General features: G+C 65.2%; 23 protein-coding genes. 10 read left to right on the top strand and 13 right to left on the bottom strand.

Features of this window, described 5'->3' with window-relative positions; all coding sequences use genetic code 11:
- Positions 1 to 7: 7 nt before the first annotated feature.
- The gene (locus AC07YR_RS01100) at positions 8 to 1,177 is read right to left on the bottom strand and encodes a YeiH family protein (protein WP_494732816.1); all 1,170 of its coding nucleotides are present in this window, start codon (positions 1,175 to 1,177) and stop codon (positions 8 to 10) included.
- A gap of 119 nt (positions 1,178 to 1,296) precedes the next feature.
- Between AC07YR_RS01100 and AC07YR_RS01105 the strand changes: the two genes are divergently transcribed.
- From AC07YR_RS01105 to AC07YR_RS01115, 3 genes are all read left to right on the top strand, one after another.
- Positions 1,297 to 2,853: a circularly permuted type 2 ATP-grasp protein gene (locus AC07YR_RS01105; protein WP_028269258.1), complete on the top strand. Its 1,557-nt coding sequence runs from the start codon at positions 1,297 to 1,299 to the stop codon at positions 2,851 to 2,853.
- 81 nt (positions 2,854 to 2,934) lie between these two features.
- Positions 2,935 to 3,861 (top strand): alpha-E domain-containing protein, encoded by a 927-nt coding sequence (locus AC07YR_RS01110; RefSeq protein WP_011691978.1) that lies wholly within the window; start codon positions 2,935 to 2,937, stop codon positions 3,859 to 3,861.
- Positions 3,858 to 4,709, top strand: a complete 852-nt coding sequence (locus tag AC07YR_RS01115) for a transglutaminase family protein (RefSeq protein ID WP_055805806.1) — start codon at positions 3,858 to 3,860, stop codon at positions 4,707 to 4,709. The genes AC07YR_RS01110 and AC07YR_RS01115 overlap by 4 nt, the downstream gene beginning before the upstream one ends.
- A 19-nt stretch (positions 4,710 to 4,728) precedes the next feature.
- Here AC07YR_RS01115 and AC07YR_RS01120 read toward each other — a convergent pair whose 3' ends face one another.
- On the bottom strand, positions 4,729 to 5,214 hold the full coding sequence (locus tag AC07YR_RS01120) for a pyridoxamine 5'-phosphate oxidase family protein (RefSeq protein ID WP_436057667.1): 486 nt from the start codon (positions 5,212 to 5,214) through the stop codon (positions 4,729 to 4,731).
- A 154-nt stretch (positions 5,215 to 5,368) separates the two neighbouring features.
- Here AC07YR_RS01120 and AC07YR_RS01125 point away from each other — a divergent pair, with 154 nt between their 5' ends.
- Positions 5,369 to 7,066 carry a GAF domain-containing sensor histidine kinase gene (locus tag AC07YR_RS01125; RefSeq protein ID WP_436059328.1) on the top strand — a complete coding sequence of 566 codons (1,698 nt, stop codon included), beginning with the start codon at positions 5,369 to 5,371 and terminating at the stop codon, positions 7,064 to 7,066.
- Here the strand turns inward: AC07YR_RS01125 and AC07YR_RS01130 are convergent.
- Entirely contained in the window at positions 7,063 to 7,827 is a 765-nt protein-coding gene (locus AC07YR_RS01130) for a response regulator (protein WP_436057668.1), read from the bottom strand. The genes AC07YR_RS01125 and AC07YR_RS01130 overlap by 4 nt on opposite strands.
- A gap of 271 nt (positions 7,828 to 8,098) precedes the next feature.
- Here AC07YR_RS01130 and AC07YR_RS01135 point away from each other — a divergent pair, with 271 nt between their 5' ends.
- Entirely contained in the window at positions 8,099 to 8,542 is a 444-nt protein-coding gene (locus AC07YR_RS01135; RefSeq protein ID WP_436057669.1) for a universal stress protein, read from the top strand.
- A 73-nt stretch (positions 8,543 to 8,615) separates the two neighbouring features.
- On the opposite strand, the gene AC07YR_RS01140 is transcribed toward AC07YR_RS01135, so the two are convergent.
- The 3 genes from AC07YR_RS01140 to glgC form a co-directional block, all read right to left on the bottom strand.
- On the bottom strand, positions 8,616 to 9,080 hold the full coding sequence (locus AC07YR_RS01140; protein ID WP_055805794.1) for a pyridoxamine 5'-phosphate oxidase family protein: 465 nt from the start codon (positions 9,078 to 9,080) through the stop codon (positions 8,616 to 8,618).
- A 120-nt stretch (positions 9,081 to 9,200) separates the two neighbouring features.
- Positions 9,201 to 10,652 (bottom strand): SDR family NAD(P)-dependent oxidoreductase, encoded by a 1,452-nt coding sequence (locus AC07YR_RS01145; protein ID WP_055805791.1) that lies wholly within the window; start codon positions 10,650 to 10,652, stop codon positions 9,201 to 9,203.
- A 68-nt stretch (positions 10,653 to 10,720) separates the two neighbouring features.
- Positions 10,721 to 12,118: a glucose-1-phosphate adenylyltransferase gene (glgC, locus tag AC07YR_RS01150; RefSeq protein ID WP_055805790.1), complete on the bottom strand. Its 1,398-nt coding sequence runs from the start codon at positions 12,116 to 12,118 to the stop codon at positions 10,721 to 10,723.
- Positions 12,119 to 12,220: 102 nt separating this feature from the next.
- Between glgC and glgA the strand changes: the two genes are divergently transcribed.
- Entirely contained in the window at positions 12,221 to 13,417 is a 1,197-nt protein-coding gene (glgA, locus tag AC07YR_RS01155; protein WP_494733021.1) for a glycogen synthase, read from the top strand.
- Positions 13,418 to 13,535: 118 nt separating this feature from the next.
- Here glgA and AC07YR_RS01160 read toward each other — a convergent pair whose 3' ends face one another.
- Both AC07YR_RS01160 and AC07YR_RS01165 read right to left on the bottom strand, forming a co-directional pair.
- A complete protein-coding gene (locus tag AC07YR_RS01160) occupies positions 13,536 to 15,650 on the bottom strand; it encodes an acyl-CoA dehydrogenase family protein (protein ID WP_494732817.1) in 2,115 nt (704 codons plus the stop codon).
- On the bottom strand, positions 15,647 to 16,414 hold the full coding sequence (locus AC07YR_RS01165; protein WP_436057671.1) for a TetR/AcrR family transcriptional regulator: 768 nt from the start codon (positions 16,412 to 16,414) through the stop codon (positions 15,647 to 15,649). Before AC07YR_RS01165 ends, AC07YR_RS01160 begins: the two co-directional genes overlap by 4 nt.
- A gap of 63 nt (positions 16,415 to 16,477) precedes the next feature.
- On the opposite strand from AC07YR_RS01165, the gene AC07YR_RS01170 reads away from it, so the two are divergent.
- Genes AC07YR_RS01170 through AC07YR_RS01180 form a run of 3 tightly spaced genes read left to right on the top strand, consistent with a single transcriptional unit; the run spans position 16,478 to position 20,107 of the window.
- Entirely contained in the window at positions 16,478 to 17,848 is a 1,371-nt protein-coding gene (locus AC07YR_RS01170; RefSeq protein ID WP_494732818.1) for an acetyl-CoA C-acetyltransferase, read from the top strand.
- 10 nt (positions 17,849 to 17,858) lie between these two features.
- The gene (locus AC07YR_RS01175) at positions 17,859 to 19,199 is read left to right on the top strand and encodes a 3-oxoacyl-ACP reductase (RefSeq protein ID WP_436057673.1); all 1,341 of its coding nucleotides are present in this window, start codon (positions 17,859 to 17,861) and stop codon (positions 19,197 to 19,199) included.
- The gene (locus AC07YR_RS01180; RefSeq protein WP_494732819.1) at positions 19,196 to 20,107 is read left to right on the top strand and encodes a MaoC family dehydratase; all 912 of its coding nucleotides are present in this window, start codon (positions 19,196 to 19,198) and stop codon (positions 20,105 to 20,107) included. The genes AC07YR_RS01175 and AC07YR_RS01180 overlap by 4 nt, the downstream gene beginning before the upstream one ends.
- Before the next feature lies 1 nt (position 20,108).
- Here AC07YR_RS01180 and AC07YR_RS01185 read toward each other — a convergent pair whose 3' ends face one another.
- The 5 genes from AC07YR_RS01185 to AC07YR_RS01205 are packed head-to-tail and all read right to left on the bottom strand — an operon-like array spanning position 20,109 to position 24,657.
- Positions 20,109 to 21,230 carry an FUSC family protein gene (locus AC07YR_RS01185; RefSeq protein ID WP_494732820.1) on the bottom strand — a complete coding sequence of 374 codons (1,122 nt, stop codon included), beginning with the start codon at positions 21,228 to 21,230 and terminating at the stop codon, positions 20,109 to 20,111.
- A 47-nt stretch (positions 21,231 to 21,277) separates the two neighbouring features.
- Positions 21,278 to 22,417 carry a serine hydrolase domain-containing protein gene (locus AC07YR_RS01190; protein WP_494732821.1) on the bottom strand — a complete coding sequence of 380 codons (1,140 nt, stop codon included), beginning with the start codon at positions 22,415 to 22,417 and terminating at the stop codon, positions 21,278 to 21,280.
- Positions 22,418 to 22,453: 36 nt separating this feature from the next.
- Positions 22,454 to 23,536 (bottom strand): glutathione S-transferase family protein, encoded by a 1,083-nt coding sequence (locus AC07YR_RS01195; protein ID WP_494732822.1) that lies wholly within the window; start codon positions 23,534 to 23,536, stop codon positions 22,454 to 22,456.
- A gap of 9 nt (positions 23,537 to 23,545) precedes the next feature.
- Positions 23,546 to 24,295, bottom strand: a complete 750-nt coding sequence (locus AC07YR_RS01200; protein WP_494732823.1) for a M50 family metallopeptidase — start codon at positions 24,293 to 24,295, stop codon at positions 23,546 to 23,548.
- Positions 24,292 to 24,657 (bottom strand): TraR/DksA family transcriptional regulator, encoded by a 366-nt coding sequence (locus tag AC07YR_RS01205; RefSeq protein WP_436057679.1) that lies wholly within the window; start codon positions 24,655 to 24,657, stop codon positions 24,292 to 24,294. Before AC07YR_RS01205 ends, AC07YR_RS01200 begins: the two co-directional genes overlap by 4 nt.
- 175 nt (positions 24,658 to 24,832) lie before the next feature.
- Here AC07YR_RS01205 and AC07YR_RS01210 point away from each other — a divergent pair, with 175 nt between their 5' ends.
- Complete coding sequence (locus AC07YR_RS01210; protein ID WP_494732824.1) at positions 24,833 to 25,351, top strand: hemerythrin domain-containing protein; 519 nt, start codon at positions 24,833 to 24,835, stop codon at positions 25,349 to 25,351.
- The last annotated feature ends 87 nt before the right edge of the window (positions 25,352 to 25,438 follow it).

The following is a 25,438-nucleotide window of genomic DNA, read 5'->3' on the forward strand; positions in this document are numbered from 1 at the left end:
CAGACAGTCACGGCTGAACGATCAGCATGGCAGCCCCAAGGCCCAGGGCGGCGATGAGGAGCCACGCGGCGAGGGCAGCCAACAGGGCCCTGGCGCCGGTGTGGAGCAGGGTTCGCACCCGAACCGCCGAGCCCAGGCCGAAGAGCGCCGTGCCGAGCAGCAGGTCCTGCACGGCGGCCGCCGCCTCCAGCCAACCGGGGGACAGCCACCCGGTGGACCGCACGCCCACCATGGCCACAAATCCAATGACGAACAGCGGAACAACGGGCGGCATCCGCAGCTCCGCGCCGTCGGCGTCGGATGCCGGGCCGCCCGGCTCCGCACGGGCAATCCCGTCCGTCCCCGCGCCGTCCGTCCCCGCGCCGTCCGTCCCCGCGCCGTCCGGCACAGCCCCGTCCGGCACAGCCCCGTTGCGCTTATCGCGGTTGATGGCCGACCGCTGGTGGATCCCCGCAGCGGCCACCATGGGGGCCAGCAGGATCACTCGCGTCAGCTTCACGACGACGGCGATCGCCAATGCACCGGTGCCTGCGGTCTGTGCGGTGGCCACCACCTGGCCGACGTCGTGCACCGAAGCCCCGGTCCACGCGCCGAACACTTCAGGAGTGAGCTGCAGCGGGTGCAGGAGGAGCGGCAGGACACCTATGGCCAACGTGCCACACAGCGTGACCAGTGCAACCGGCAGGACGGTGTCCACATGGCGGATCCTGCGGACCGCCGCCATCGCCCCAATGGCTGAGGCGCCGCAGATTGAAAAGCCGGTGGCGATGAGCAGGGAGGCATCGCGGGTCAGGCGGAACATCCGGGAAATCCCGTACGTTCCGACGAAGCTGACCAGAACCACCCCCGTGATCAGCAGCAGCGACTGCCAGCCAAGCCCCAGGACGTCCAGCACGCTGACTTTCAGTCCGAGGAAAACAATCCCGGCCCGCATCAGGTGCTTGCCGGCGAAGTCGAGCCCCGGACGCGCCCGCCCCGCCGCCCAGGTTCCCGTGCCGGGGAGGTTCGCAGCGAGCAGGCCCAGCACCACGGCGACGGTCATGGCGGGCAGGACAGGCACCATTGCGTGTACGGTAAAGGCCACCCCGACGGCGAAAACGGCAGTGAGTAGTCCCGGCAACAGGGGTGGGATCCGTGTGGAGATCCGCCCTTGGAGGGCGGCGGGGAATCTGGGCAATGGCACTCACCTACCTTGCCGGAACAGTGCGGAAAAACACGAACCGGAAGGGTGGCTTCAACACGCCCCAATGGGCATCAGTAATGAATTCGAAACAAAAAGGTGGTTGGCTAATGACCATGTCTGACCTATTCCAGGATTACTCCGAGGCTGCCGGCCGCACCGGCGCCTACGACGAGATGTTTGCACCCGGCCAAGAAGCCAGGAAGTCCTACGGACAGGTCGCGGGTGCCCTCCGGGAACTTTCCCTCACCGATGTCACTGCCCGTGCCGATTCGATGGCGCGTACGTTCCTGGACCGCGGTGTCACTTTCGACTTCGCCGGAGAGGAACGTCCGTTTCCCCTGGATATCGTCCCCCGGGTGATCCCTGCCGATGAGTGGACCGTCCTTGAGAAGGGCGTGGCCCAGCGGGTCCGTGCCCTCGAAGCCTTCCTCAATGACGTCTACGACAAGATGACGGTCGTGGCAGACGGCGTCATCCCGCGCCAGCTCGTCACCACCAGTGCCCACTTCCATCGCCAGGTTCACGGTTTCGAGCCGGCCGGCGGCGTGCGCGTCCACATCTCGGGGATCGACGTCGTCCGTGACGCTGCGGGAACCTTTCGGGTGCTCGAAGACAACGTGCGGGTACCCTCCGGCGTAAGTTATGTGCTGGAAAACCGCCGGGCCATGGCCAAGGGCCTGCCCGAGGCGTTCGGCCAGCAACTGATCCGTCCGGTGGAGGAATACCCCCGCCGGCTGTTGTCGGCACTCCGCAAGACAGCACCGTCCGGCGTCGACGACCCCACCGTAGTGGTCCTCACGCCCGGCGTGTTCAACAGCGCGTACTTCGAACACACCCTCCTGGCCGGTCTCATGGGCGTTGAGCTCGTTGAGGGCCGCGACCTCATCTGCCGCGGCAACCGGGTGTACATGCGTACTACCGCCGGCGAACAGCGCGTTGACGTGATCTACAAGCGGATTGACGACGACTTCCTCGACCCGCTGCAGTTCCGCGCCGATTCCATGCTGGGCTGCCCCGGTCTGGTCAATGCGGCCCGCGCCGGTGGCGTGACCATCGCCAATGCGGTGGGCAACGGCGTGGCCGACGATAAGCTCGTCTACAGCTATGTGCCCGACCTCATCCGCTACTACCTCAACGAAGAGCCCGTGATCGCCAACGTGGACACGTTCCGGCTGGAGGAGAAGGAAGCGCGTGAGCACGTCCTGGACAGGCTGGATGAACTGGTGGTAAAACCGGTGGACGGCTCCGGCGGCAAGGGCCTGGTCATCGGGCCCGACGCGTCCAAGGAAGAACTCGAGGCGCTCCGCAAGCGCGTCATCGCGGATCCCCGTGGCTGGATTGCGCAGCCGGTCCTGCAGCTGTCTACGGTTCCCACCCTCAGCGGTGATAAGTTTGGCCCTCGGCACGTCGACCTGCGACCGTTCGCCGTCAACGACGGCGACGAAGTCTGGGTGCTTCCGGGCGGACTGACGCGCGTTGCCCTCAAGGAGGGTTCGCTGATCGTCAATTCCAGCCAGGGTGGCGGGTCCAAGGACACGTGGGTGCTGTCGGACTCTCCCGAGGTTCCGGTGGAGCTCCTGCCCAGGCCGTCCATCACCGTCCGCGAGCGGGTTTCGGTGTGGCCGGTCGAAAGCAACTGGCGCGACCGCCAGACGGAACAGCAGCAGTGAGCCGCCGCCGTCGGGAGTTCCCCGCACCAGTTTCCATTTCTATGTACATGCAGATTTCGGACCCGCAGGAGGTAGCCGCGAATGCTTAGCCGTATCGCTGAGTCCCTATTTTGGATCGGCCGCTATGTGGAGCGGGCTGACGGTACCGCCCGCATCCTGGACGTCCACCTTGAGCGGCTCAACCACCTGCCCACGGAGGAGCGGGACAATGTGGCCCGGGAACTCCTGGCTGTTATGGGAGCCCGGCCCGAGAGCGACGAATTCGGCCTCGAGGAGCTGCTGCACGCCCTCGCCTACGACAAACAGAGCGCCACATCGATCGCCGGATCGTTGGGGGCTGCCCGCGAAAACGCCCGCCGTGCCCGCGAAACGGTTTCCTCCGGGCTCTGGGAAAGCTTGAACACCACGTACTACGGCCTGAACCAGCACCGCAAGGACGTCGTCGGCACCTACCGGTTCTGCCACTGGGTGCTGGAGCGCACGGCCATGGTCAGCGGCCTGGCGGACACCACCGTGAGCCACGACGACAGCTGGTTGTTCCTGGCCCTGGGACGTTCCCTGGAGCGTGCCGACATGACGGCACGCATGCTTTCAACCCGCGATGTGCTCTCCGCCGGCATGTCATGGGTCAACATGCTCCGCTGCGCCGGGGCATATGAGTCCTTCCTCCGGACCCGCAGGGCCGCCTTCGGGGACCAGCATGCCGCCGAGTTCCTGCTGCTGGACCGGTTGTTCCCGCGTTCGATCGTCTACGCCCTGCGTGATGCTGATGAGTGCCTGGCGAAGCTCGACCCTTCCGCCCAGCGCGTCGGTTTCATCAACGACGCACGCCGGATCGTGGGCCAGGCCCGCACCTTCCTGGAGTTCCACCGTACGGACGACCTCATGTCCGAACTGCCGGAGCACATGGAGCGCGTCCAGAAGGCTGTGTCGCAGGCGTCCGACGCCATTTCCCGTAAGTACTTCAATCAGGCGGACGAACTGGCCTGGGTGGGAGAAGTTTCATGACCCGGCTGAGCATCATCCATAAAACCGGCTACAAGTACAACAAACGCGTCACGCTCTCGTACAACGAAGCCCGCATGACGCCGCTGACGGATCCGCAGCAGGTAGTGCTGGAATCGTCCATGAAAGTTGCGCCGTCGCAGGCCGCCATCAGCAGCTACCGCGACTACTGGGGCACACGCGTTACGGCCTTCGACATGCAAATGCCGCACGAGTACCTGGAGGTGGTCGCCACTACCACGGTCGAAGTCCACCGCGCAGAGCGCGTCCCGGCAGAGGGCGACATCGTCTCGTGGGACGTGCTGCAGGCGCCTGAGACGCTCAACCAGTTCAGCGACTGGGTCCCGCAGTCCAGGCTGAGCGGTCCCGGTGACGAAGTCCTCGGCATCATTCCGGGGATCGTCGAAGGCAGGAATCCGCACGGGTCGGCCATGGCCATCTTCGAATGGATGCGCGGCGAGATGACCTATATGAAAGGCTCAACCGGCGTCACCACCAACGCCGCGCAGGCCTGGGGGCAACGCCAGGGCGTCTGCCAGGACCTGGCGCACCTCGCCATCGGCGCGCTGCGCAGCTGCGGTATTCCGGCACGGTATGTCTCCGGTTACCTTCACCCGCGTTCGACGGCGGACATCGGCGAGACGGTGGCAGGCCAGTCGCACGCGTGGCTGGAGTGGTGGGACGGCGAATGGCGCAGCTGGGACCCGACCAACCACAAACCGGCCGGCGACTTCCATGTCACCGTGGCACGCGGACGCGATTACCGGGATGTGCCGCCGCTCAAGGGCATCCTGTCAGGCGGCGGCGGTTCCGCGTTGAACGTGAGCGTCGAAATCACCCGTCTGGCGTAGGCCGGCCGCCCTGGCAGGCTTATTCGTACCCGGACCTGGTGGCGTCATCCAGCGGCGTCCACCAGGTCAACGGGGGAGTGACCTTGAAACGCCTGCCCGTGACCGTGTCCGGTGTAATCCGGACGAAGTGCTCTTTCTTGCCGGCCTGCCAGGGGAAAAGCAGCAGTCCCACAGTGTCCAGAACCTCCTGCTGGTTCTTGACCGGCGCGGCTTGCCCTTTGATCACCACGCTCCAGGCGATGCCGCTGTCCGCATCCACGCCGTCTGCCTCCACGGCAACAGGAGTGTCGCCCGTGGCTGCCTGCAGCTTGGTGCCATCTGCCGTGCGGAAGACGAGAGTTCCGTGGTCCACCTTGTAGTTGATGGGGAAGATGTCCGGGTGGTCCTCGACCCAGACTGCCAGCCGGCCCACTGAGACGCTCCGCAGCAAACGCCAGCATTCGTGGTTGTCAAGGTTTTCGACTTCGTGCGGATGGTCAGCGCCCGGTTTAGGATCAGTGCTCATGACGCCGAGCCTAAGCGAGGGTAGGTCCGGAAAGCTAGGGCCCAAGGTCCCTGCCGCCAAATCGACACCCCCTCGCCCCATGATGATTGCCTTAACGGTATTCTGGCCTCACGACGCCGGAGCGGACGGACGCGGTCAGGAGTGGTTTGTGGATATGCATGCCGATGGCGACGCCCCGGGGCGATACACCGCGCCAAGCGGCACCAGGATCGAGGACTTGCTCAAGGACTTTGTTTCCCGGGCCGGTGAACTCCTCCAGTTCCAGGAACGCATGGGTGGCCTGCTCGAAGCGGTGGTTGCCGTTGCAGAGGACTTGAGTCTCGACGCCGTCCTGGAACGGGTTGTCCAGTCAGCCTGCCAGCTACTGCGCGCCCGCTACGGTGCCTTGGGTGTCATCGGGGATGACCGCGCCCTCAGCCACTTCATAACGGTCGGGATCGACGGCGAACTCGCCAAGCAGATCGGCCCCCTCCCCACCGGCCATGGCGTCTTGGGATTACTGATCTCCGACCCCCGGCCACTGCGGCTTCATGACCTGAGGATCCATCCCGAGGCCTACGGCTTTCCCAAACACCATCCGCCGATGCAGTCATTCCTTGGCGTTCCGGTCCGGGTCCGGGACGTTGTCTTCGGAAACCTGTATCTGACGGAAAAGGTGGGCGGCGGCGACTTCACGGTGGAGGATGAAGAGTTGGCCGTTGCCCTCGCGGCAGCCGCCGGCGTAGCCATCGAAAATGCGCGGCTCTACGACGACGCCAGGCGGCGTGCCCAATGGCTTGAGGCCTGCATGGATGTTGCCGGGCTGATGCTGGGGACCGATCCCGCCCACTCCGCCGGGCTTGGTCCCATCGCCGGGAGGGCCCTTCGAGAGTCCGGATCCAAGCTGGCCCTGATCGTGGAACCCGCGGCAGACGGCGACGGCTATGTCGTGGCCGGGGCCGACGGCGAAGGCGCTGAGCTGTTTTCCCGCTTGCCGTTGTCCCTGGATTCGGAAACGCTCCGGGGCGTACTCTCCGGAGGCGACCCCCTTCTCGTGGACAACGCCGCCGACGTGCTAGGAGTGTTGGAAGGTACTGTGGCCGGACCGCTGCTTGCGGTGGCACTCAGCACCCAGGGCGCCCATCACGGCCTGCTCCTCCTCGTCCGGGATTCCGGGGCCGGCCCGTACGGCCGGATCGATGTGGAGATGGGCGCTGTTTTTGGGTCCCATGTCGCGTTGGCGCTGGAACTCGCCAGGGTCCACCGCCTGCGGGAAGAACTGTTGGTGTACACCGATCGCGACCGTATTGCCCGCGACCTTCATGACCTCGTAATCCAGCGGCTCTTCGCCGCCGGCCTGAGCGTCCAAAGCCTGAACCGCTTCACGAAGGAAGAACTTGCCCTGGATCGGATCCGCGCCGTCACCGGGGAACTCGATGAGGCCATCCGCAGCCTCCGGGATACCATCTACTCGCTGAGGACCGGCAACGGCGATACGGAATTGCTCAGCGCGCGGCTCCGCCGCGTCACCCGGAGCGCGGCCAAGTCACTGCCCTTTGCGCCCGGACTCATGCTGGAAGGCCCGGTTGACTCAGTCCTCCCGGACAAGGCCGAACATGTGGTGGCCGTAGTTTCAGAGGGGCTGAGCAACGCCATCCGCCATTCGGGAGCGGACTCGATCGAGGTGTCCGTTTCTGCCCTGGACGGCAGGATGACGGTCCTGGTCACGGACAACGGCAGCGGGTTCAACGGTTCCACGAAGCGCAACGGTCTCAACAACATGGAGGAGCGCGCGAGGATGCTGGAGGGAACGTGCACCATCACCGGCGCGCCAGGTGCGGGCACCAGCCTCGAGTGGTCGGTTCCGCTTTAGTGCCTGTGCCCGTCGGAATCGGTGCCGGCCGAGTGGGCCGAGGACGAATGTGCCGCAGCGGAGTGCCCTGAAGACGACGCAGCCGGCATGGAGCTGTTGGCAATATACACCGCAGCCTGCGTCCGCCGTTCAAACCCAAGTTTTGCCAGCAGCGAGGACACGTAGTTCTTAACGGTCTTCTCCGCCAGGAACATTTCCGCAGCAATCTGCCGGTTCGTCAGGCCGCCGCCCACGAGCTCCAGGACGCGCCGTTCCTGCGGTGTCAGCCCGGCAATCCTCGGGTCCACCTGCTGGGGCGTGACGAGGCTTTCGACGACGCTGGCCGCCACGCCGTCGTCGAACAGCGACTCACCGGCAGCCGCACGCCGGAGTGCCCCGATGAGGTCAGTGCCGCCGATTTCCTTCAGAACGTAACCGCGGGCGCCGGCGAGTACCGCGCCCCGCAGGGCCTGCTCATCGTCGAAACTCGTCAGGATCAGGCAGTTAAGATTCGGGTCCACCGACCGGACATCCCGGCAGACTTCAATGCCCGTGCCGTCCGGAAGCCGGGCGTCGAGCACGCTAACGTCGGGGTGCAGAGCGGGAATGCGCCGCGTTGCCTCGACAGCGGAACCTGAGCTGCCCACAACCTGGAAACCCTCGCCCTCAAGGAGCTCCTGAAGCCCGCGCCTGACAAGTTCATGGTCATCGAGGATGAACACACGGATCAGGTCGGTGTTCGCGTCCTGTGCGGTGGGACCTTGGTCTGCCCGAGGAATCATGGTCCTCCTGTCCGGCGGCCGGAGCCGCCATCATCGGTCCGCAACCGGCTTGCGGTGCGGTGCAGATCCCATTATGTCTGTCCGGACCCGGTTTCCCTCATCCGGCTCTGCCATTCTCGTTGACACCTCCGGGCGCAACAAGGGTCCTTGGACCCACAGCGGGCATGACTTTAGGCCCTAGCACCGCGCGGTTCCGGCACACATCCTTGAAGAACACCTGCCGGTCCGCGGCCGGGTTCCACCCGTGAAAGCCCCTGCGAAAGGGAACGACATGAATGAGGCCAGGGATGTCCGTACCATCGTTGTCGGAGTGGATGGTTCGGACGCGTCGGTGGAAGCCCTGAAGCGGGGGCAGGGCCTTGCGGAGCAACTCGGAGCCCAGGTTGTCGCGCTGGCGTGCTGGGATTACCCGCCCGTATACGACGGCTACGTGGCCATGGGCATTAACGACTTCGATGTCCGTGCCGGGGAGATCCTGAACGAATCCGTAGCCAAGGCCTTCGGGCCGGAGACACCGCCGAACGTCGAGACCCGGCTGGTGCAGGGGCGCCCGCGTCATACCCTCATTGACGCCAGCCGGACCGCGGACATGCTGGTGGTCGGCCGCCGCGGCCACGGCGGCTTCGGGGGCCTGCTGCTAGGGTCCGTGAGTTCTGCCTGCGTTGCGCACGCGCATTGCCCGGTACTGGTGGTGCATACCCCGGAGAAGCGCTGACACGCGGAATGTAGACGCCGGCGAATGTCGATGCCGGCGGCCGGGCGTGCGCGCTATCCGAAGGCCGCGCTGCCTACTCGAAAGCCGCGCGCCGGGGATCGGAGAGCCGGGTGTTCCACAGGTCCGGCTTCTTGACCTTGAATCGCCGGCCGGTCAGGGCCTTTGGCGCGACCCTGACGTAGTAGTCCTTGTCGCCGGGCTGCCATGGTTCCAGGAAGAGGGCATCAACCTCGTCCTTTTCGTCCTTGGCCTCGATCAGTTCGGCTTCGCCGCGGGCAACGACGCTCCAGGCCATCTCTTCATGGGCGTCATAGCCGTCGATTTCGAAAGCCACGGGCTTGGCGGTCATGGCAGCCCAGAGCTTGGTCCCGCCTGCAGTGCGGAAGACGATGCTGCGGCGCTGGAGCACGAAGTTCACCGGGAAGATCTCGGGGTGGCCGTCGACAATGAGGGCGATCCTTCCCACCGTCTCCGTGTCGAGCATGACCCAGCACTGGTCAATGGACAGCTGGCCTTCGGGCGGCGTCATGTTGTTCATGTAAACCCACGTTACGGTCCTGCCGCCATGCCCATTAGGGCCATAGGGCCCCTTGCGGCACCACAACAGCCTCTGATAGCGGACGAGCTACGTTGTTGCGCCTTACCAGGATTGTGGCGCCTACCAGGGGCTGGGCTTGTAGTCCTTGAGGAAGACGCCGTACTGGTCCTCGCCGTTTTCGCCCATGACAATCGGGTCGTAGACCCTGGCTGCACCGTCCACGAGGTCCAGCGGCGCATGGAAGCCTTCCTCCATGAGCCTGACCTTCGTGAAGTGGGGCCGCTCATCGGTAATCCACCCGGTGTCCACCGCGGTCATCAGGATGCCGTCGGAATCAAGCATTTCCTGCGCACTGGTCCGGGTCATCATGTTCAGCGCCGCTTTGGCCATGTTCGTATGGGGGTGGCCCGGGCCCTTGTAGGCGCGTGAGAACTGGCCCTCCATGGCCGAGACGTTCACGATGTACTTCCGGTGCGCGGTGGAGCGCTTCATGGCTGCACGCAGCCGGCTGACCAGCAGGAAGGGCGCCGTGACGTTGCAGAGCTGCACCTCGAGCATTTCCAGCGGATCCACTTCGTCCACCACTTGGGTCCAGCTATTGATCGCGGCAAGATCCGGGACCAGTCCGCCGGCGTCAATGGCCGTGCCGGAGGCAATGCGTTCCAGCGATGCCGAGCCTGTCGAGAGGGCAAGGGAGGTGATGGCATCCCCGGCCAGGACGGGGTGCTCCATGACGCTGCTGGCAAGGGCGAGCGGGTGTTTGTCATGGGCATGGCCGAACGTCACCAGTTCCGGGCCGCCATTGGCTACTTCAAGGGCTGTCGGCAAGGGCTCGTCCTCGGCATCAACCAGGGGTTTGTACGCGTTCCCGGACCGGCGGACGGTCTGGGCGGCGTTGTTGATGATGATGTCCAGGGGCCCCGCGGCGTCGAGGGAGTCGGTCAGGGCCATCACCTGGGAGGGATCACGGAGGTCGATGCCCACAATCCGGAGCCGGTGGAGCCAGTCACCGCTGTCCTCCATGGCCGCGAAGCGACGTGCAGCATCCTTCGGGAACCGCGTGGTAATCGTGGTGTGGGCGCCGTCTCGGAGCAGCCGCAGGGCAATGTACATGCCGATTTTTGCGCGCCCTCCCGTGAGCAGCGCACGCCGGCCTGTGAGGTCGGTGCGCGCATCACGCTTGCTGTGGCTGAAGGCAGCACACTCAGGGCACAACTGATGATAGAAGGCGTCAACCTGCGTGTAGTGGTTCTTGCAGATGTAGCAGGGGCGGGACCTGATGAGGTGCCCGGCAACTTTCCCCGTCGCTGAGGGTTCCAGCTTGTTCCCGCGGGTTTCGTCGTCGATCCGGTCGGGTGCAGCCGTGGCCGTCTGGGCGATCACTGCCCGGTCCGATTCCGCGATCAGGTCGCGTTTCGTGACCCGGCGGTGGCGTTTGACAGCCTTGAACATCTTGCCCGTGGCGCGGCGCACCGAGACGTAGTCAGGGTGTTCCTCGTCGTAGGCGTGGATGGTGTTGAGAACCTTGAGGCAGGCCTGGATGTCCTCAGGCGTCAAATCGGCGGTGTTCATTGGTCCAATTTTACAGCCTGGGAATCCTTCGGCCTGCCGTCAGGTTTCGGGGGATAGGGATCCGGCTCCTAGTCGGCGACCGTCACACCCAGTGTCGCTGCGTGGGCTTCGCCCAGCTTGGTCACGGTGTCCCGCACAGCCGGGTAGTTTTCCGTTGCCGCCTTTATCGCGTTGGGGACCAAGTGAAGGTTGGCGGCGGACAGTGCGCGTTCGGCGTCGTCCGGCTCGGGGACTTCCTGGCCCTTGGACAGCACGGTGATGCCCGAATCGGTGACTTTGAACCCGCGGGCCCGGTCGCGCTCCGGGTCCAGGCCGATCGCTGCGCCGGCGGGCACCTTGACGTTTTTGTCGATGATGGCGCGGTTGACTACGGCTCCTTCGCCGATCTGGACCTTGTCCATCAGGACCGAATCAACCACCCGGCTGGACGTACCCACGTAGACGTCGTTGGACAGGACTGAACCCTCCACGATGCCGCCGGAGATCACCACGCCGCTGGCCACGATCGAATCGAGCGCCGTACCCACGGTGTTTCCCTTGCCGCGAACGAATTTTGCCGGCGGGGAAATGCTCTGCCGGGTGTAAATGGGCCATTCCGAGTTGTACAGGTTGAAAACCGGCATCGGGGAAATAAGGTCCATGTGCGCATCGTAGAAGGAATCGATGGTGCCCACGTCGCGCCAGTAAGTCCGGTCCCGTTCGGTGGAACCCGGAATGTCGTTCAGCGTGAAGTCATAAACGCCTGCTTCGCCTTTGTTGACGAAGTACGGAATGATGTCGCCGCCCATATCGTGCTTAGTGTCGAGGCGCTCGGCGTCAACATGCAGGGCGTCCACCAGGGCATCGGCATCGAACACGTAGTTACCCATGGAAGCCAGGAACTGCGTCGGATCAGCGGCCAGGCCCGGAGTTGAGGACGGCTTCTCCACGAAGGCCGCAATCTTCTGGGGATCGTTCTGGTCCACTTCGATGACGCCGAACTGGTCGGCCATGTTGAGGGGCTGGCGGACGGCGGCCACCGTCGCCTTGGCGCCGCTGGCGACGTGCTGCTCCACCATCTGCGCGAAGTCCATGCGGTAGACGTGGTCCGCACCGACGACGACCACGATGTCCGGGTTGGCGTCATGGATCAGGTTCAGGGACTGGTAAATGGCATTAGCGCTGCCAAGGAACCAGCTCTTGCCCACACGCTGCTGCGCGGGGACGGAAGCAATGTAGTTTCCCAGCTGCGTGGACATCCGCCACGTTTCGGAAATGTGCCGGTCCAGGCTGTGGGATTTGTATTGCGTGAGCACCACAATCTGCAAATAACGGGAATTCACGAGGTTGGAAAGTGCAAAGTCAATCAGCCGATAGCTTCCGGCAAAAGGCACGCCGGGTTTGGCCCTGTCCGCCGTCAATGGCATCAGACGGTTGCCCTCGCCGCCTGCAAGGACAATGGCCAGGACTTTCTTATTCAACGGCATGGTGGTCGCTCCTGTACGCCTTCGTATCTTTCCCCAATAGTCCGGCACGCCCGGACCCCTTCACACTAGAACAGATACGCCGTAAGGACTACCTTGGGTATCGTGCGAATAGACATTGTGACTAAAGAGTTCCCGCCCGAGATTTACGGTGGCGCCGGGGTCCATGTGGCTGAACTGAGCCGCGTGCTGGCCAAGCATGTGGATTTGCAGGTGCGGGCCTTCGGGGCGCCCCGGGATCCCGACTATCACGGGGCGCAGGTGACGTCCTACTCCGTTCCGGAGGATCTGGGGGCCGCCAACGCCGCCGTCCAGACGCTCGGGGTCGATCTGCGCATCGTGCCGGACATCGCGGGGGCCGACCTTGTGCATTCGCACACCTGGTATGCCAACATGGCGGGCCACCTGGCCTCGCTGCTGCACGGCATCCCGCATGTGTTGAGCGCCCATAGCCTGGAGCCGCTCCGGCCGTGGAAAGCCGAACAGCTCGGGGGCGGCTACGCCTTGTCCTCCTGGGTGGAAAAGACCGCCTACGAGGCCGCCGCTGCCATCATCGCCGTGTCCGAAGGGATGCGGCAGGACATCCTGCGCAGCTACCCCGATGTGGATCCGGCCAAGGTCCGCGTGGTGCATAACGGCATTGACGTCGAACTCTGGCAGCGTGACGAGGCAGACGACGCCATCCGCGCCCTGGGCATCGATCCGGCCCTGCCCAGCGTGGTGTTCGTAGGCCGCAACACCCGCCAGAAGGGTGTTCCGTACCTGCTGCGTGCCGCGGCCAAGCTGCCGGCGGATGTCCAGCTGGTGCTGTGCCTCGGCGCGGCGGACACTCCGGAGCTCGCCGCGGAAACTGCCCGCCTGATCGAGGAGCTGCAGAGTCAGCGCAGCGGAGTTGTCCTTATTGAACGCATGCTTCCGCGCAACGAACTGATCCAGGTCCTCAGCCACGCAACCGCCTTTGCCTGCCCGTCCATCTACGAACCGCTGGGGATCGTCAACCTCGAGGCCATGGCCTGCGGTGCGGCCGTGGTGGCCAGCGCCACCGGCGGGATCCCGGAAGTGGTCCAGCACGGCGAAACCGGACTGCTGGTGGATCTGGAACAGGTCACCGACGGCACCGGAACCCCGCTGGATCCGGAGAAGTTCGTCAACGAATTCGCAGCCGCCTTGACCGAGGTGGTGTCCGACCCCGAGCGCGCCCGCGCCATGGGACAGGCCGGCCGCCGCCGCGCGGAGGAGCACTTCTCCTGGGACTCCATCACGCAAACCACCCTTGAGGTGTACCGCTCGGTCCTTGCCTAAACGGAATTAATCGACGACGGCGCCGCACCCCGCTAAGGGGGCGGCGCCGTCGTGGTTTCCCGCCGGTATGACTTCCTACCAGCGAACGTCCTCAGACTGTCCGGACAGTGCCGGCAACCTAGCGGCGCTGAGGCTTGGACTCACGCGCCTTCTTCGCAAGAAGGACTTTCTCGTCAACGGGGGCCTTGCCGTCGGCGCGCTGCGAACGGAAGTAGGCCCTGGCTTCGTCCTGCCGGATCTGTTCGGCGCCGGTCGCAATCGCCGCCCGGAGATGCTCCGGTCCATACCCGAAGGCGTCCACTAAATCCACGGCGTGCGGACGGATCTTGACCAGGAGCCGGTTAATGTAGTCGCCCACCGTTCGCGCACGCTGCATCGACAGCCGCCCGTTCATGAGGTACCAGGACAGGTTCTTCTCGATGAGCGAGAGTCCGAACAGATCCCGCAGCCAGGTCAGCACCCGCTTGGTGCCCGGGTCCTTCACGTTGGCCAGGGCCTCGGTGAAGGCCTCCCACTGCAATAGCTCCGCGTGTGCCTGCGCCGCTTCGATCAGTTCGTGCTGGTGCTGGTTGAACGCCTCGGCAGCCTTCTGCTGCGGCAGCTTGTTCGTCCCCTTCAGTGCGGCTCCCGCTTCGGCAACCATGGTCTGCACCCGGTCGGTCAGCAGCAACCGCTGCGTGGCCTCGTCCCGCAGCGCAATGGCTGCCTTCTGGACGGAGCCAGTGTCGGCCACGAACTGGGCGACCTGGCGAAGGCCCGTCCGGTGGACTGCAGTGCCGGCGGCCTGGCTCACCACGTAGCGGGCCAGCACCCCGACATCGACGTTGCGGAATTCCTTGGCGTAATCCGCGAGGAGCCGCTTGGCCACCAGCTGGAGCAGCACCGTGTTGTCACCTTCGAAGGTGACATAGACGTCCAGGTCGGCACGCAGGGATGCAAAGCGGTTCTCAATCAGGAACCCGGCACCGCCGCAGGCTTCACGGCATTCCTGGAGCGTGTCGAGGGCATGCCACGTGCTGAGAGGTTTGAGCGCGGCGGCCAGGGTCTCGAGGTCCTGGCGGTCCTCGTCGGTGTCGTGGGCGCCCGAGAACACGTCGTCGAATTTCTGGAGCAGCTGCTCGTGGGCGAAGCCCGCGGCGTAGGTCGTGGCCAGCCGGGTGAACAGCCGCCGCTGGTGGCGCTGGTAGTCGAGCAGCACTTCTTCGTCAGTGTGTGATGAAGCGTTGAACTGGCGGCGTTCGGTGGCGTACTGGATGGCGGTCTTGAGGGCGATCTTGCTGGCAGCCACCGCGGCACCGTCCAGCGAGACGCGGCCCTGGACCAGGGTGCCCAGCATGGTGAAAAAGCGGCGGCCGGGGCTGGCAATGGATGAGGTGTAGGCGCCGTCAGTGTCAACGTTGCCGTAGCGGTTGAGCAGGTTGGTCCGCGGGATGCGGACGTTGCTGAAATGAAGCCGGCCGTTGTCGATGCCGTTCAGGCCGCCTTTGACGCCGTCGTCCTCACCGCCGATGCCGGGCAGGAATTCCTTCGTCTCCGGATCCCGCAGGTCCACGTAGAAGGCGTGGACACCGTGGTTCACGCCGCTGGTGACCAGCTGGGCGAACACCACGGCGCCGAGTCCGTCTATGGCGGCGTTGCCGATGTAGTCCTTCCACGCTGCACGAAAAGGCGTGTTGACCACGAATTCCTGGGTGGCCGGGTCAAAGGTCGCCGTGGTGGCAATACTCGCAACATCGGAGCCGTGCCCGGTTTCCGTCATCGCGAAGCAGCCGGGAATGTCCAGATTCATGATGCCGGGCAGCCACTTGGCGTGGTGTTCCTCAGTGCCGAGGTGCATCACAGCCGAACCAAACAAGCCCCACTGGACGCCCGCCTTGATTTGCAGCGACGGATCGGCCGTGACGAGTTCCTCGAACCCGGCGATGTTGCCGCCGTGATCATCGGAACCGCCCAGCGACGCGGGAAAGGCGCGGTGGACGGCGCCATTGTCCACCAGGTACTTGAGCTGGCCGAATGTGCGCTTCCGGTGCTCCGTATGGGTCAGGCCCTCGGTCTTGTACAGTTCGGGGCGGCCTGCAAGCTCGCGCGAGTGCAGGCGGATCCGGGCCCACTTGCCCAGAAGCTGCTCACCTAGCGCCTCGACGTCGACGGACGGCGTGGCGTCCGCGCGGTGGTGTGCGCGGGCGGCGGGGCGGCTTGCCTGGCTGGCGGGGCGGTCAACTACGTCAGTCATGTCGATTCCTTCTTTGGTTCTGACAATTCACTAAGGGTCGGATTGAGTGGATCCAGGACTTCGAGTTCCGGGGCTATCCCGACGCACAGCCACGCCGTGATCTGGCGGGCCATCATTTCCTGGTCCGGTTTGTTGGTTGATTCCGGTGTGGCGAGCCACTGCTCCCCGGCATTCCGGACGAGTCCGATCGCCGCGGTAGGCCAGTACCCGATCACGGCTTCCTTGCCGGCTCCGAGGTGTTCCCGCATGGGCCGGGCGATCATGTCGCGGACTTCTTCGAAGAAGTGGCCAAGGGCACCGGCTGCGGCCATTCCGCCGGTGGTCGTTCCCGGCTCGCCCGCCGAATAGGTGGTGACGAACGTGTAGACGTGGGGACTGGTTTCAGCCATTTGGAGGTAGGCGGACACCATGGCCAGAAGCCCCTCCCTGGGCGTTTGCGCGCTCTGCGCTGCTTCCTGGATACGGCGCTGCATCTGGCTGAGCACCACCTCGCCGACTGCCTGCTGCAGGCCGGCCTTGTCGCCGAAATAGCGGTAGAACACGGACTTGGACGTGCCGGCTGCAGCCGCGATGTCCTCCATGGAAGCGTCGCTCCCCAAGGCGTGGACTGCCTTCCGAGCCGATTTGATCAGTTCGCGCCGCCGCTCCTCACGGTGCGACTGCCAGCGTGCGGCGCGTCCGTCGATGGCCGAGCCGCTTGCGGAAATACCGCCGAGGGAGTTGCCGTCCCGGGGCGCGGGAGGATCAACGGGGGGAATGTTCACGATACTCAGCGTATCAGGTACGCTGGGTATCGGTAATCAGAGTTCAGCCAAAGGAGACAGCACATGTCCTTTACCGGACAGTCCGCCACCGGACCAGAGGAATCATCCAACGCCCAAGCGGCCACACATGGACGGGACTCATTGCGCAAAGCTGTGGTGGTGGGCGGAAACCGGATTCCGTTCGCGCGGACCGGCGGCGCATATACCAAGTCTTCGAACCAGGACATGCTGACTGCAGCACTGGACGGCCTGATCGCCCGTTTCGGCCTTCAGGATGAACGGATCGGCGAGGTTGCCGCCGGCGCCGTGCTCAAGCACTCCCGTGACTTCAACCTCACCCGGGAAGCAGTTCTGGGCTCGGCGCTCTCCGCGGAAACACCCGCCTATGACCTCCAGCAGGCGTGTGCCACGGGGCTCGAAACGGTCCTGGGCTTAGCCAACAAGATTAAGCTTGGACAGATTGATTCGGCGATTGCCGGTGGCGTCGATTCAGCATCCGATGCGCCGGTTGCCGTGAGTGAGGGCCTGCGCGAGGTCCTGCTGGACCTCAACCGGGCCAAAACCCTGCCCCGGCGGCTTCAGGTCCTGAGCCGCCTTCGTCCCAAGGACCTGGCACCCGACGCACCCAATACGGGGGAACCGCGAACCGGGCTGTCCATGGGTGAACACCAGGCCCTCACCACCGCACAGTGGAAGATCACACGGGAAGCCCAGGACCAGCTGGCGTACAACAGCCACCGCAACCTCGCCGCCGCCTACGATGCAGGCTTTTTCGACGATCTGCTCACGCCCTACCGTGGGCTGACCCGGGACTCAAACCTCCGCGCTGACACCACCCTGGAAAAACTGGCAACGCTCAAGCCCGTCTTCGGCAAGAGCCTCGGCGCCGAGGCAACTATGACAGCGGGGAACTCCACACCCCTCACCGATGGCGCGTCCACCGTGCTTCTTGCTTCGGAGGAATGGGCCGACGCCCACGAACTGCCCAAGCTCGCCACCGTGGTCGACGGCGAGGCGGCCGCCGTCGATTTCGTCCACGGCAAGGACGGCCTCCTGATGGCGCCGGCATTCGCCGTGCCGCGACTGCTGGCCCGCAACGGCCTGACGCTCGATGACATCGACTTCTTTGAGGTCCACGAAGCGTTTGCCGGCACCGTCCTCAGCACGCTGGCCGCCTGGGAAGACGAGGAATTCGGGCGCACTCGCCTGGGTCTGGACGGCGCGCTGGGCAGCATCGACCGCTCCAAACTGAACGTCAACGGATCCTCACTGGCCGCGGGGCACCCCTTTGCTGCGACCGGCGGCCGGATCGTGGCCTCCCTGGCGAAGATGCTCCACGACAAGGGCCGGGTGGACGGCCGTCCGGCGCGCGGCCTGATTTCCATCTGCGCCGCCGGCGGCCAAGGGGTCGTCGCCATTCTTGAAGCATTCTAAGGAGGCCGGTGTGACTGACAAGTACACACAATTTGTAAGCCGTGGAATCGGCAAGGATGTGGCCAAAAAGCTCGGCCTGCCGCAGCCGGTAGTGCTCCGGCGCTACCAGCCGGGACAGCCCCTGGTCCCCGGTCCGATCCTGGTCCAGGGCTCCAGTGACGGCGCCGACGAAGTCGCCGCCGCCCTTTTGTCCTGGGACCTCGACGTCCGCCGGCATGCGGTGCCCCGGGAGAAGCTGGGCGCCATCATCCTGGTGCTGGACGAGCTGGGCCGCCCGGAGGATCTGGAAGGGCCTGTCCTCGCGGCGGCAACGTCCATTCGGGATTTGTCACCCAACGCCCGCGTCGTGACGGTGTCCCGGACAGCGGCAGGCGCGCCAGGTCCGGCGTCTGCGGCAGCGCGCCAGGGTGTGGACGGACTATTGCGCTCCCTCGCCAAGGAGTTGCGCGCCGGCGCCACGGCAAACGGCATCGTCCTGGCGGACGGGGTAACGACCACGAGTCCCAGCGCCCTGGGAGCATTGCGGTTCTTTCTCTCCGCCCGGTCGGCTTTCGTCGACGGCCAGTTCCTCACCATTGCATCCGGGGAAGGGAAACTGCCGGCCGATCCGGACAAGCCGCTGGCCGGGAAGGTCGCAGTGGTGACCGGTGCCGCCCGCGGCATCGGCGCGGCAATAGCCCGCACGCTTCACCGGGACGGGGCCACCCTGGTGGTCGTCGACATCCCTGCTGCCGGCGACCATCTGGCGGCAGTGGCCAACGAGGTCCGCGGCACAGCGCTTCAGCTAGACATCACCCGGGAAGACGCCGGGCAGCGGATCATCGACCATGCAGTGGGCAGGCACGGACGCCTGGACATAGTTGTCCACAACGCTGGCATTACCCGGGACAAGTTGCTGGCCAACATGGATCCGGACCGCTGGAACTCCGTCATTGCCGTCAACATCGTCGCCCAGCTGCGCATCAATGAGGCCTTGCTGGCGTCCGAACAGTTCCGCAACTCCCCGCGGATCGTCTCGGTCGCGTCCACCAGCGGTATCGCAGGCAACCGCGGGCAAACGAACTACGCGGCATCCAAAGGCGGCGTGATGGGCATGGTGCGCGCCACGGCACCGCTGCTCGCGGAACGCCACGGATCCATCAACGCTGTGGCGCCGGGCTTCATAGAAACCGAAATGACTGCCCGGATTCCGTTTGCCACCCGCGAAGTTGCCCGCCGCCTGAACTCCCTCCAGCAGGGCGGCCGGCCCGAAGACGTCGCAGAGGCGATCGCGTTCCTGGCGGGCGACGCCGCCGGCGGCATTACCGGCGAAGTGCTGCGGGTGTGCGGACAGAACCTGGTGGGCGCATGACCGGTGCCCAGCCCGTGATCCTCGGGGACATGCCGTCGTTATCCAAGCTCTATGTGAATGCCGCGGCCACCGCAGCACGGCGCCGGGTGCTGGGTACTGACGCGGGGATCACGCTTCCACCCTGCGGGCATGAAGTCAGGGGAGTGCGGGCCCAGGTGGCAAATCTCACCGCCTACCAGCATCTGGTGGGCGAGACAGCAAGCGACGTTTTGCCTGCCGGATTCATTCACGCCCTGGCGTTTCCGGTGTCCATGAGCGTAATGAACCGTGACGATTTTCCGCTGCCGCTACTAGGAATGGTGCACCTGAGCAACAAAGTGGAGCAGCACGGAGCCTTCCTGTTCACGGAGGCCATGGACATCACGTCCTGGGCCGAGAACCTGGGCGGTCACCGTGCCGGCACGCAGGTTGACATCGTCGCGGAGGTTCGGCGCGCAGGGGAATCCGCGGTCCTCTGGAAGGGAACGTCCACGTACCTCGCCAAGGGCGTCTTCCTCCCCGGGATCGACAAGCCCTCGGCGCCGGCTGCACCTGCGTCGTTTTCTGCGCCGGATCCCACGGCGCTGTGGCAGTTGGGCGTTGACACGGGAAGGGCCTATGCGGCCGTGTCCGGCGACTTCAACCCCATCCACCTGAGCGTGCTCTCGGCCAAAGCCCTGGGTTTGCGCCGTTCCATAGCGCACGGCATGTACCTGGCCTCGCGGGCACTCGCCGACGTCGGCGCCGTGAAGGGGGATTCATTCCGCTGGGATGTTGCGTTTGAAGCGCCGGTGTTCCTGCCGGCACGGGTCGCGCTGGACATCAGTTCGGTCCATACCCCTGCCGGGGCCTGGCTGTGCTCCGACTACTCCGCATGGAATCCGCGGTCCGGCCGCCGGCACTTCACGGGCAGCGTGAGTGCGATATAGCTCAGGACTGCCCGGCCGAGACCACCCGGAGGATCCGGTGGAGATTCAGCACGATGGATTCGGCAGCGCTGGGGGCATCGGGATTGACATCGTCGGATGCCATCCGCTCTGCCAGTGCGTCCACGGCGGTTTTGGCTGACTCAATCAGCTCGTTTTGCTTTTGCGGGTGCTCGTCTTCCATGGACCTGAGGACCTCGCTGACTGCGGCCAGTGCATCAGCCAGCGGCTCGCTGTAGGGCAGTGGGATGACGAAGGGCACGTCCTTGTCCCAAATGACGTCCGCCAGCACCTCGGTCATGTCCTGGATGTGGAAGGTAACGCTCTCCAGGCCCCTGACGTTGTTGTAGTCCCGGTCCAGGTCATGTGGATGGAGCCGGCGCCGCGGATTGGCCTGCCGGCTTGCATCCGCCTTTTGGACGGCGGCCCGAACAGCCCGGGCCGACTGGGCGAGCTCCTCCGACCGCACCGCCCAGTCTTCATGCTCGGGCGGCCATGTTTCCCTCAGGGCCTCGCCCATGTCCGAGAGCTGCTTGGCGAGCGCCCACCGGAGCTCGGCGAGGCTGAGCGCGGCAGCCTTGAAATGCAGGGGCGGGAAAACCAGCATGTTGACGGCGATACCGACGGCGACTCCGACGCCCATCTGAACAAGGTAGCCGAAGGAGAAGTCGTCAGGGTTGTTTCCGCCTACCAGCAGCACCAGCAGGGCCGCCGTCGGGATCCAGTCGCGGCCGGCCCCCAGGCGCGGCAGCCCGGCCAACAGGACGCCGAGCCCCATAAAGATGGCCACGGTGACAGGCGAGGGTTTGCTGACACTGATCAGCAGGAAGGCCAGGCCGATGCCAAGCCCAAGGCCCACCAGCGTCTGGACGCCCTGCTTCATGGAACCCGACACGTTCTCGTACATGGCGACCAGTGCGCCGAGCGGGGCATAGTAAGGGTACTGGGCCGCGGCGCCGGGCATCAGGGGCGCAATGAGGAAGGCAAGCCCGGCGGCCAGCCCTGCCTTGGCTGCGAGTTTCAGCCGTGGGCCTGACAGTGCCACCGCAATGCTGTCCGTAACGGACTGCCATATCTTGCCGGCCCGCGAGGGGAGGGCCTCTTCCTGCTGTTTTGAGTTAGCCATTGGGCCTCACCATAGGGCTGTCCTGAAGCTGCTACAAGTGGATAAACCTACTCACGGGTAAGAGCTGGCGCCGTGGCTCCTCCGACGGAGGCAGCCGCCTGCCGGACCGCGTGGGCCAGCCGGTGTGCGCGGCCCGGGGTTCTGCCTTCCTCCTGCGTTCCGGGCACGTAGCCGAAGGCGAGGTCGTAGGCAGGATCCGCAAAGCCCAGGGCGCCACTGGCACCTTCGTGGCCGAACGCCCGGTGGCTGCCGAAGTTGCGACTGGGGTGCGGCTTCATAAAGACAACAGCAAAGGCGTTGTCCAGCCCGGACGCGCGGTCCAGCCCCCATACCTGTTCTTCGGACATGATCCGGATGGTTTCCGGTGACAGGAAGGCCGGACGGCCCTCTAGGCCAGTGGTGGCGGCAGCATAGAGCCGGGCCAGACCCTCTGCCGATCCCACGCCTCCGGCGCTGCTCATGCCGTGTTCGCGAATGACTCGCTGGTTGGGGAGTTCCATCACTGTGCTGACTGCGGCATTGCCGTTGAGGCCTTCAAGTCCCAGCGGGTCCAGCCAAGGCTGGCTGGGGTCGACGGTGTACAGCACGTCCCGGTAACGGGGCTCCTGCTCCGCCGGAAGCCCCAGGAAAAAGTCGATGCCGTACGGCAGCCGGATGCGTGACGCGTACAGCTCCTGGAGGGTACTGCCGGAGAGCCGCCGACAGAGTTCCTCCATGATGATGCCTATGGTCAGGGCGTGGTATCCGAACATGGCGCCCGGCCGCCACAGCGGAGGCGCCGCAGCCAGCTTCCCGGCCGCGTCCGCCGTCGTGAATTCACTCAGCGCGAATCCTCCTTCCACCCCAAGCAGCCCGGCCCGGTGCGAGAGCGCCTCGCGCACTGTGATCGTGTCTTTTCCGTAGGCAGCGAATTCGGGCCAGTAGTGCGCCACTGTACGGTCAAGGTCCAGCAGTCCGTCCTGGACCAGGAGGGCGATGACAAACGCGGCGGCACCCTTCGAGCAGGAGTAGGTGCCCGTGATCGAGTCCGCTGCCAGGCGGGGCCCGCCGCTGACCTCCAGCACTTTCGTGCCTGAACGGTAGGCGGCAAGCTGGGCGCTGTACTGCGGGTCATCCCGGAGGAATGAATCGAACAGGCTCCGGACGGCTTGGTATTCGGGCACGGCAAAGCCTGACGAAAGTTGCATGGGACAACACTAGCGGCGCGCCAGGATCACTCCCGATCAGCGTGCGCCGTGTCCCGCGGCAACTTCCTCGCCGCTGCGGACGGGACCGGGAGCGGTGCCCGCTCCGAAGGGGCGGCCGCCCAGGGCCTCGCGGCCGTGGCCTGTCAGCCATCCGGCCAGATCAGGCCCCTGCGGGACGATTCCGGTGGGGTTGATGTCCTCGTGGACGATGTAGTAGTGCTGCTTGATCTGCACGAAATCGATGGTGTCGCCAAATCCTGGGGTCTGGAAAAGATCCCGGGCGTAGGCCCACAGCGCCGGCATCTCGCTAAGCTTTTGCCGGTTGCACTTGAAGTGGCCGTGGTAGACGGCGTCGAAACGGACCAGCGTGGTGAACAGCCGCACGTCCGCTTCGGTGATGGTGTCGCCCACCAGGTACCGCTGGCCGGCGAGGCGTTCCTCCAGCCAGTCCAGGGTGGTCCACAGGCGTGTGTACGCGGCGTCGTAGGCGTCCTGCGAACCGGCAAAACCGCAGCGGTAGACGCCGTTGTTTACCTCGGTAAACACCCTTTTGTTAACCTCGTCGATCTCGGTCCTGAGATGGGCAGGGTAGAGTTCCGGGGCCCCGGGCCGGTGGAACGCGGCCCACTCAGTGGAGAAGTCGAGCGTTATCTGCGGGAAGTTATTGGTGACCACGCCGCCTGAGCGTACGTCCACGATGGCCGGCACGGTGATTCCGCGGGGGTACCCCGGGAATCTCTTGAAATACGCGTCCTGGATCCGCTCAATTCCGAGGACGGGATCAACGCCGCCCCGGTCCAGGTCAAAGGACCAGGACCGCGCGTCATGCGTAGGGCCGGGCTGCCCCAGCGAGATGGCATCCTCCAGTCCCAGCAGCCTGCGGACGATAACTGTCCTGTTCGCCCAGGGGCAGGCACGGGCTGCGATCAAGCGGTACCGTCCGGCTTCCACCGGCCACCCCGGCTCCCCGTTCCGTCCCGGCGCGCCGTCCCGGGTGATCCGGTCCTCGATGTAGTTGGTGTCCCGGGAAAATTCTTCACCGCCGGTGACGTATGAGCCCTTGGTGCTGAATCCGGGGTCGGAAGAGTGATCAGCCGCGGCGCGGGAACCTGAAGTCATGTTTCCACCCTATTGGCTCAGCAGCGTTGCAAACACCCGGGCCATGGGCTGCCAGGCCACCCACCACGAACCGGCAACCACCACGGCGAAGAGCAGGATCCAGACGGCGGCGGGAACCGACGTGGCCCGGTAAAGGAGATGCGCGTCGGATGTGGGCAGCCTGTCCCGGCGCCGCAGGTGCACGTTTGACAGCTTGGCGAGGTCGCGGACGGCGGCCACCAGCAGGGCGAGGCCCAGTGCAATCACCACGTGGCCGGTGAACTGCGGCGGGACGAAAAGCACCAGGAGTGCGCTGCCTACAACTGCTGCGGAGGTAATGAGCAGCCCCATGGCGTTGCGGATAAACAGGAACGAACCCGCCAGGATTAGCGTGCCGACGGACATCGCCGCCGGTCCCCAGCCGTTGAAACCCGACCACACCATGGCCGCTCCCACCACGCCGGGCACGGGGTAGCCCCAGAACGTGGACCAGACTGCGGGGAAGCGTCCCCTGCTGTACGTGGTGGTGGTCCCGGAGTGGTCCAGGCTCAGCCTGATGCCGCCCAGGCGCTGCCCGGTCATCAGGGCAGCGAACGCATGCCCGAGTTCATGGGTGACGGTGGCCAGCAGCCCGAAGTACCGCCACGAAGCACGGGGGAGCGACAACACCGTAGCAAGCACCACCACAATCAACAGTTCTGTCGCCGTCACCTGCGGCGAGGGCGACTGGGAGAATCCCGAAACGATACGCTCCCACAATGAACCGGCAACATCCGTCATGGCTTTGGACCTGACTTTCCGCCGGCGTGATCGATGCAATAGGGGGTCCAGGGGCGGGCTTCGAGCCGGCCCTCGGCAATCGCCACGCCGCAGATTTCACAGTGGCCGTAGCTGCCGCCCGCTATCCGGGCAAGTGCCGCCTCAACCTGCGCCAGGGTGGCGCTGCTTTGGTGCATCAGCGCGGCAGCCTGGGAAAGCTCAAAGGCAATAGTGGCGCCCTCGGGATCATGCTCGTCATCGACGTTGGAGTTCTGGCGCGCAGCGTTCGCGGCGGTGATGTCGGCACGGAGCGCCGGCAGCAATAGCGTTTTCCGGGCGCGCTCGGATTCAAGCAGAATCCGGAATCTCTCGACGTCAACCATAGTATTCAAGGCTAGCCCGGCGCGGGGGCCGAGCCTAAAGGGCAGAAGGTTTTCGGGCCATAAGACCCCTCACCGACGGGCCGTGCGTCCGTAGAGTGAAATTGCGTAAAGCCAGTACCCGCCCGGTGAGGGGCCGCCCGCCGGACGGCAGGCGCGCACGAGACCGGGAGGGACGATGAACCATCCGTCAGAGAAGGACCCTGCTGCGGAGAACGAAGCCCTGGAGGCCGTGGAAAGGCACCACGCGAGCATGTTGAAACGCCTCACGGCGCTCGTTGCCGCTTTGACGAGTTCGGTGGAGAAACGCGATGCCGGGGGCGAGCATGACGCGCACGAGATATTGCTGGAATGGTTGGAAAACGAGTTGGTGCCCCATGCCCTCGCCGAAGAAGGCCCGCTCTATGGTGGTCCCCGGAAATCAGCGGAAGCGAGGCTGCTGGTTGAAGGCATGCTGGCAGAACACCAGGTGGTCGTGGCACTCGTCGAAGAGTTCCGTGGGGCGCGGGGTGTGGCCGCCGCCGTAACAGCGGGCTCCATTCAACGCATCTTTGCCCTACACCTGGATAAAGAGAACAGGCTCCTGATGCCATTTGTGGTGTCATCGCCCGAACTGTCCCTGGCCGAAGCCGTCTCAGGGCTGCACGAGTTGGTGGGCGAAGAGCACGCGCACCACCGGGGCAGCGCGCATCATTAGCACAGGGCGCAGCAGCACGAAAATAGGTGGCGGCGGTGTCCTTGCCGAAGCCCGGCGACCCAATAGAGTAAGGGCCATGGCGCATGG

This window comes from Arthrobacter sp. GW460-12-1-14-TSB2 (assembly GCF_059423525.1).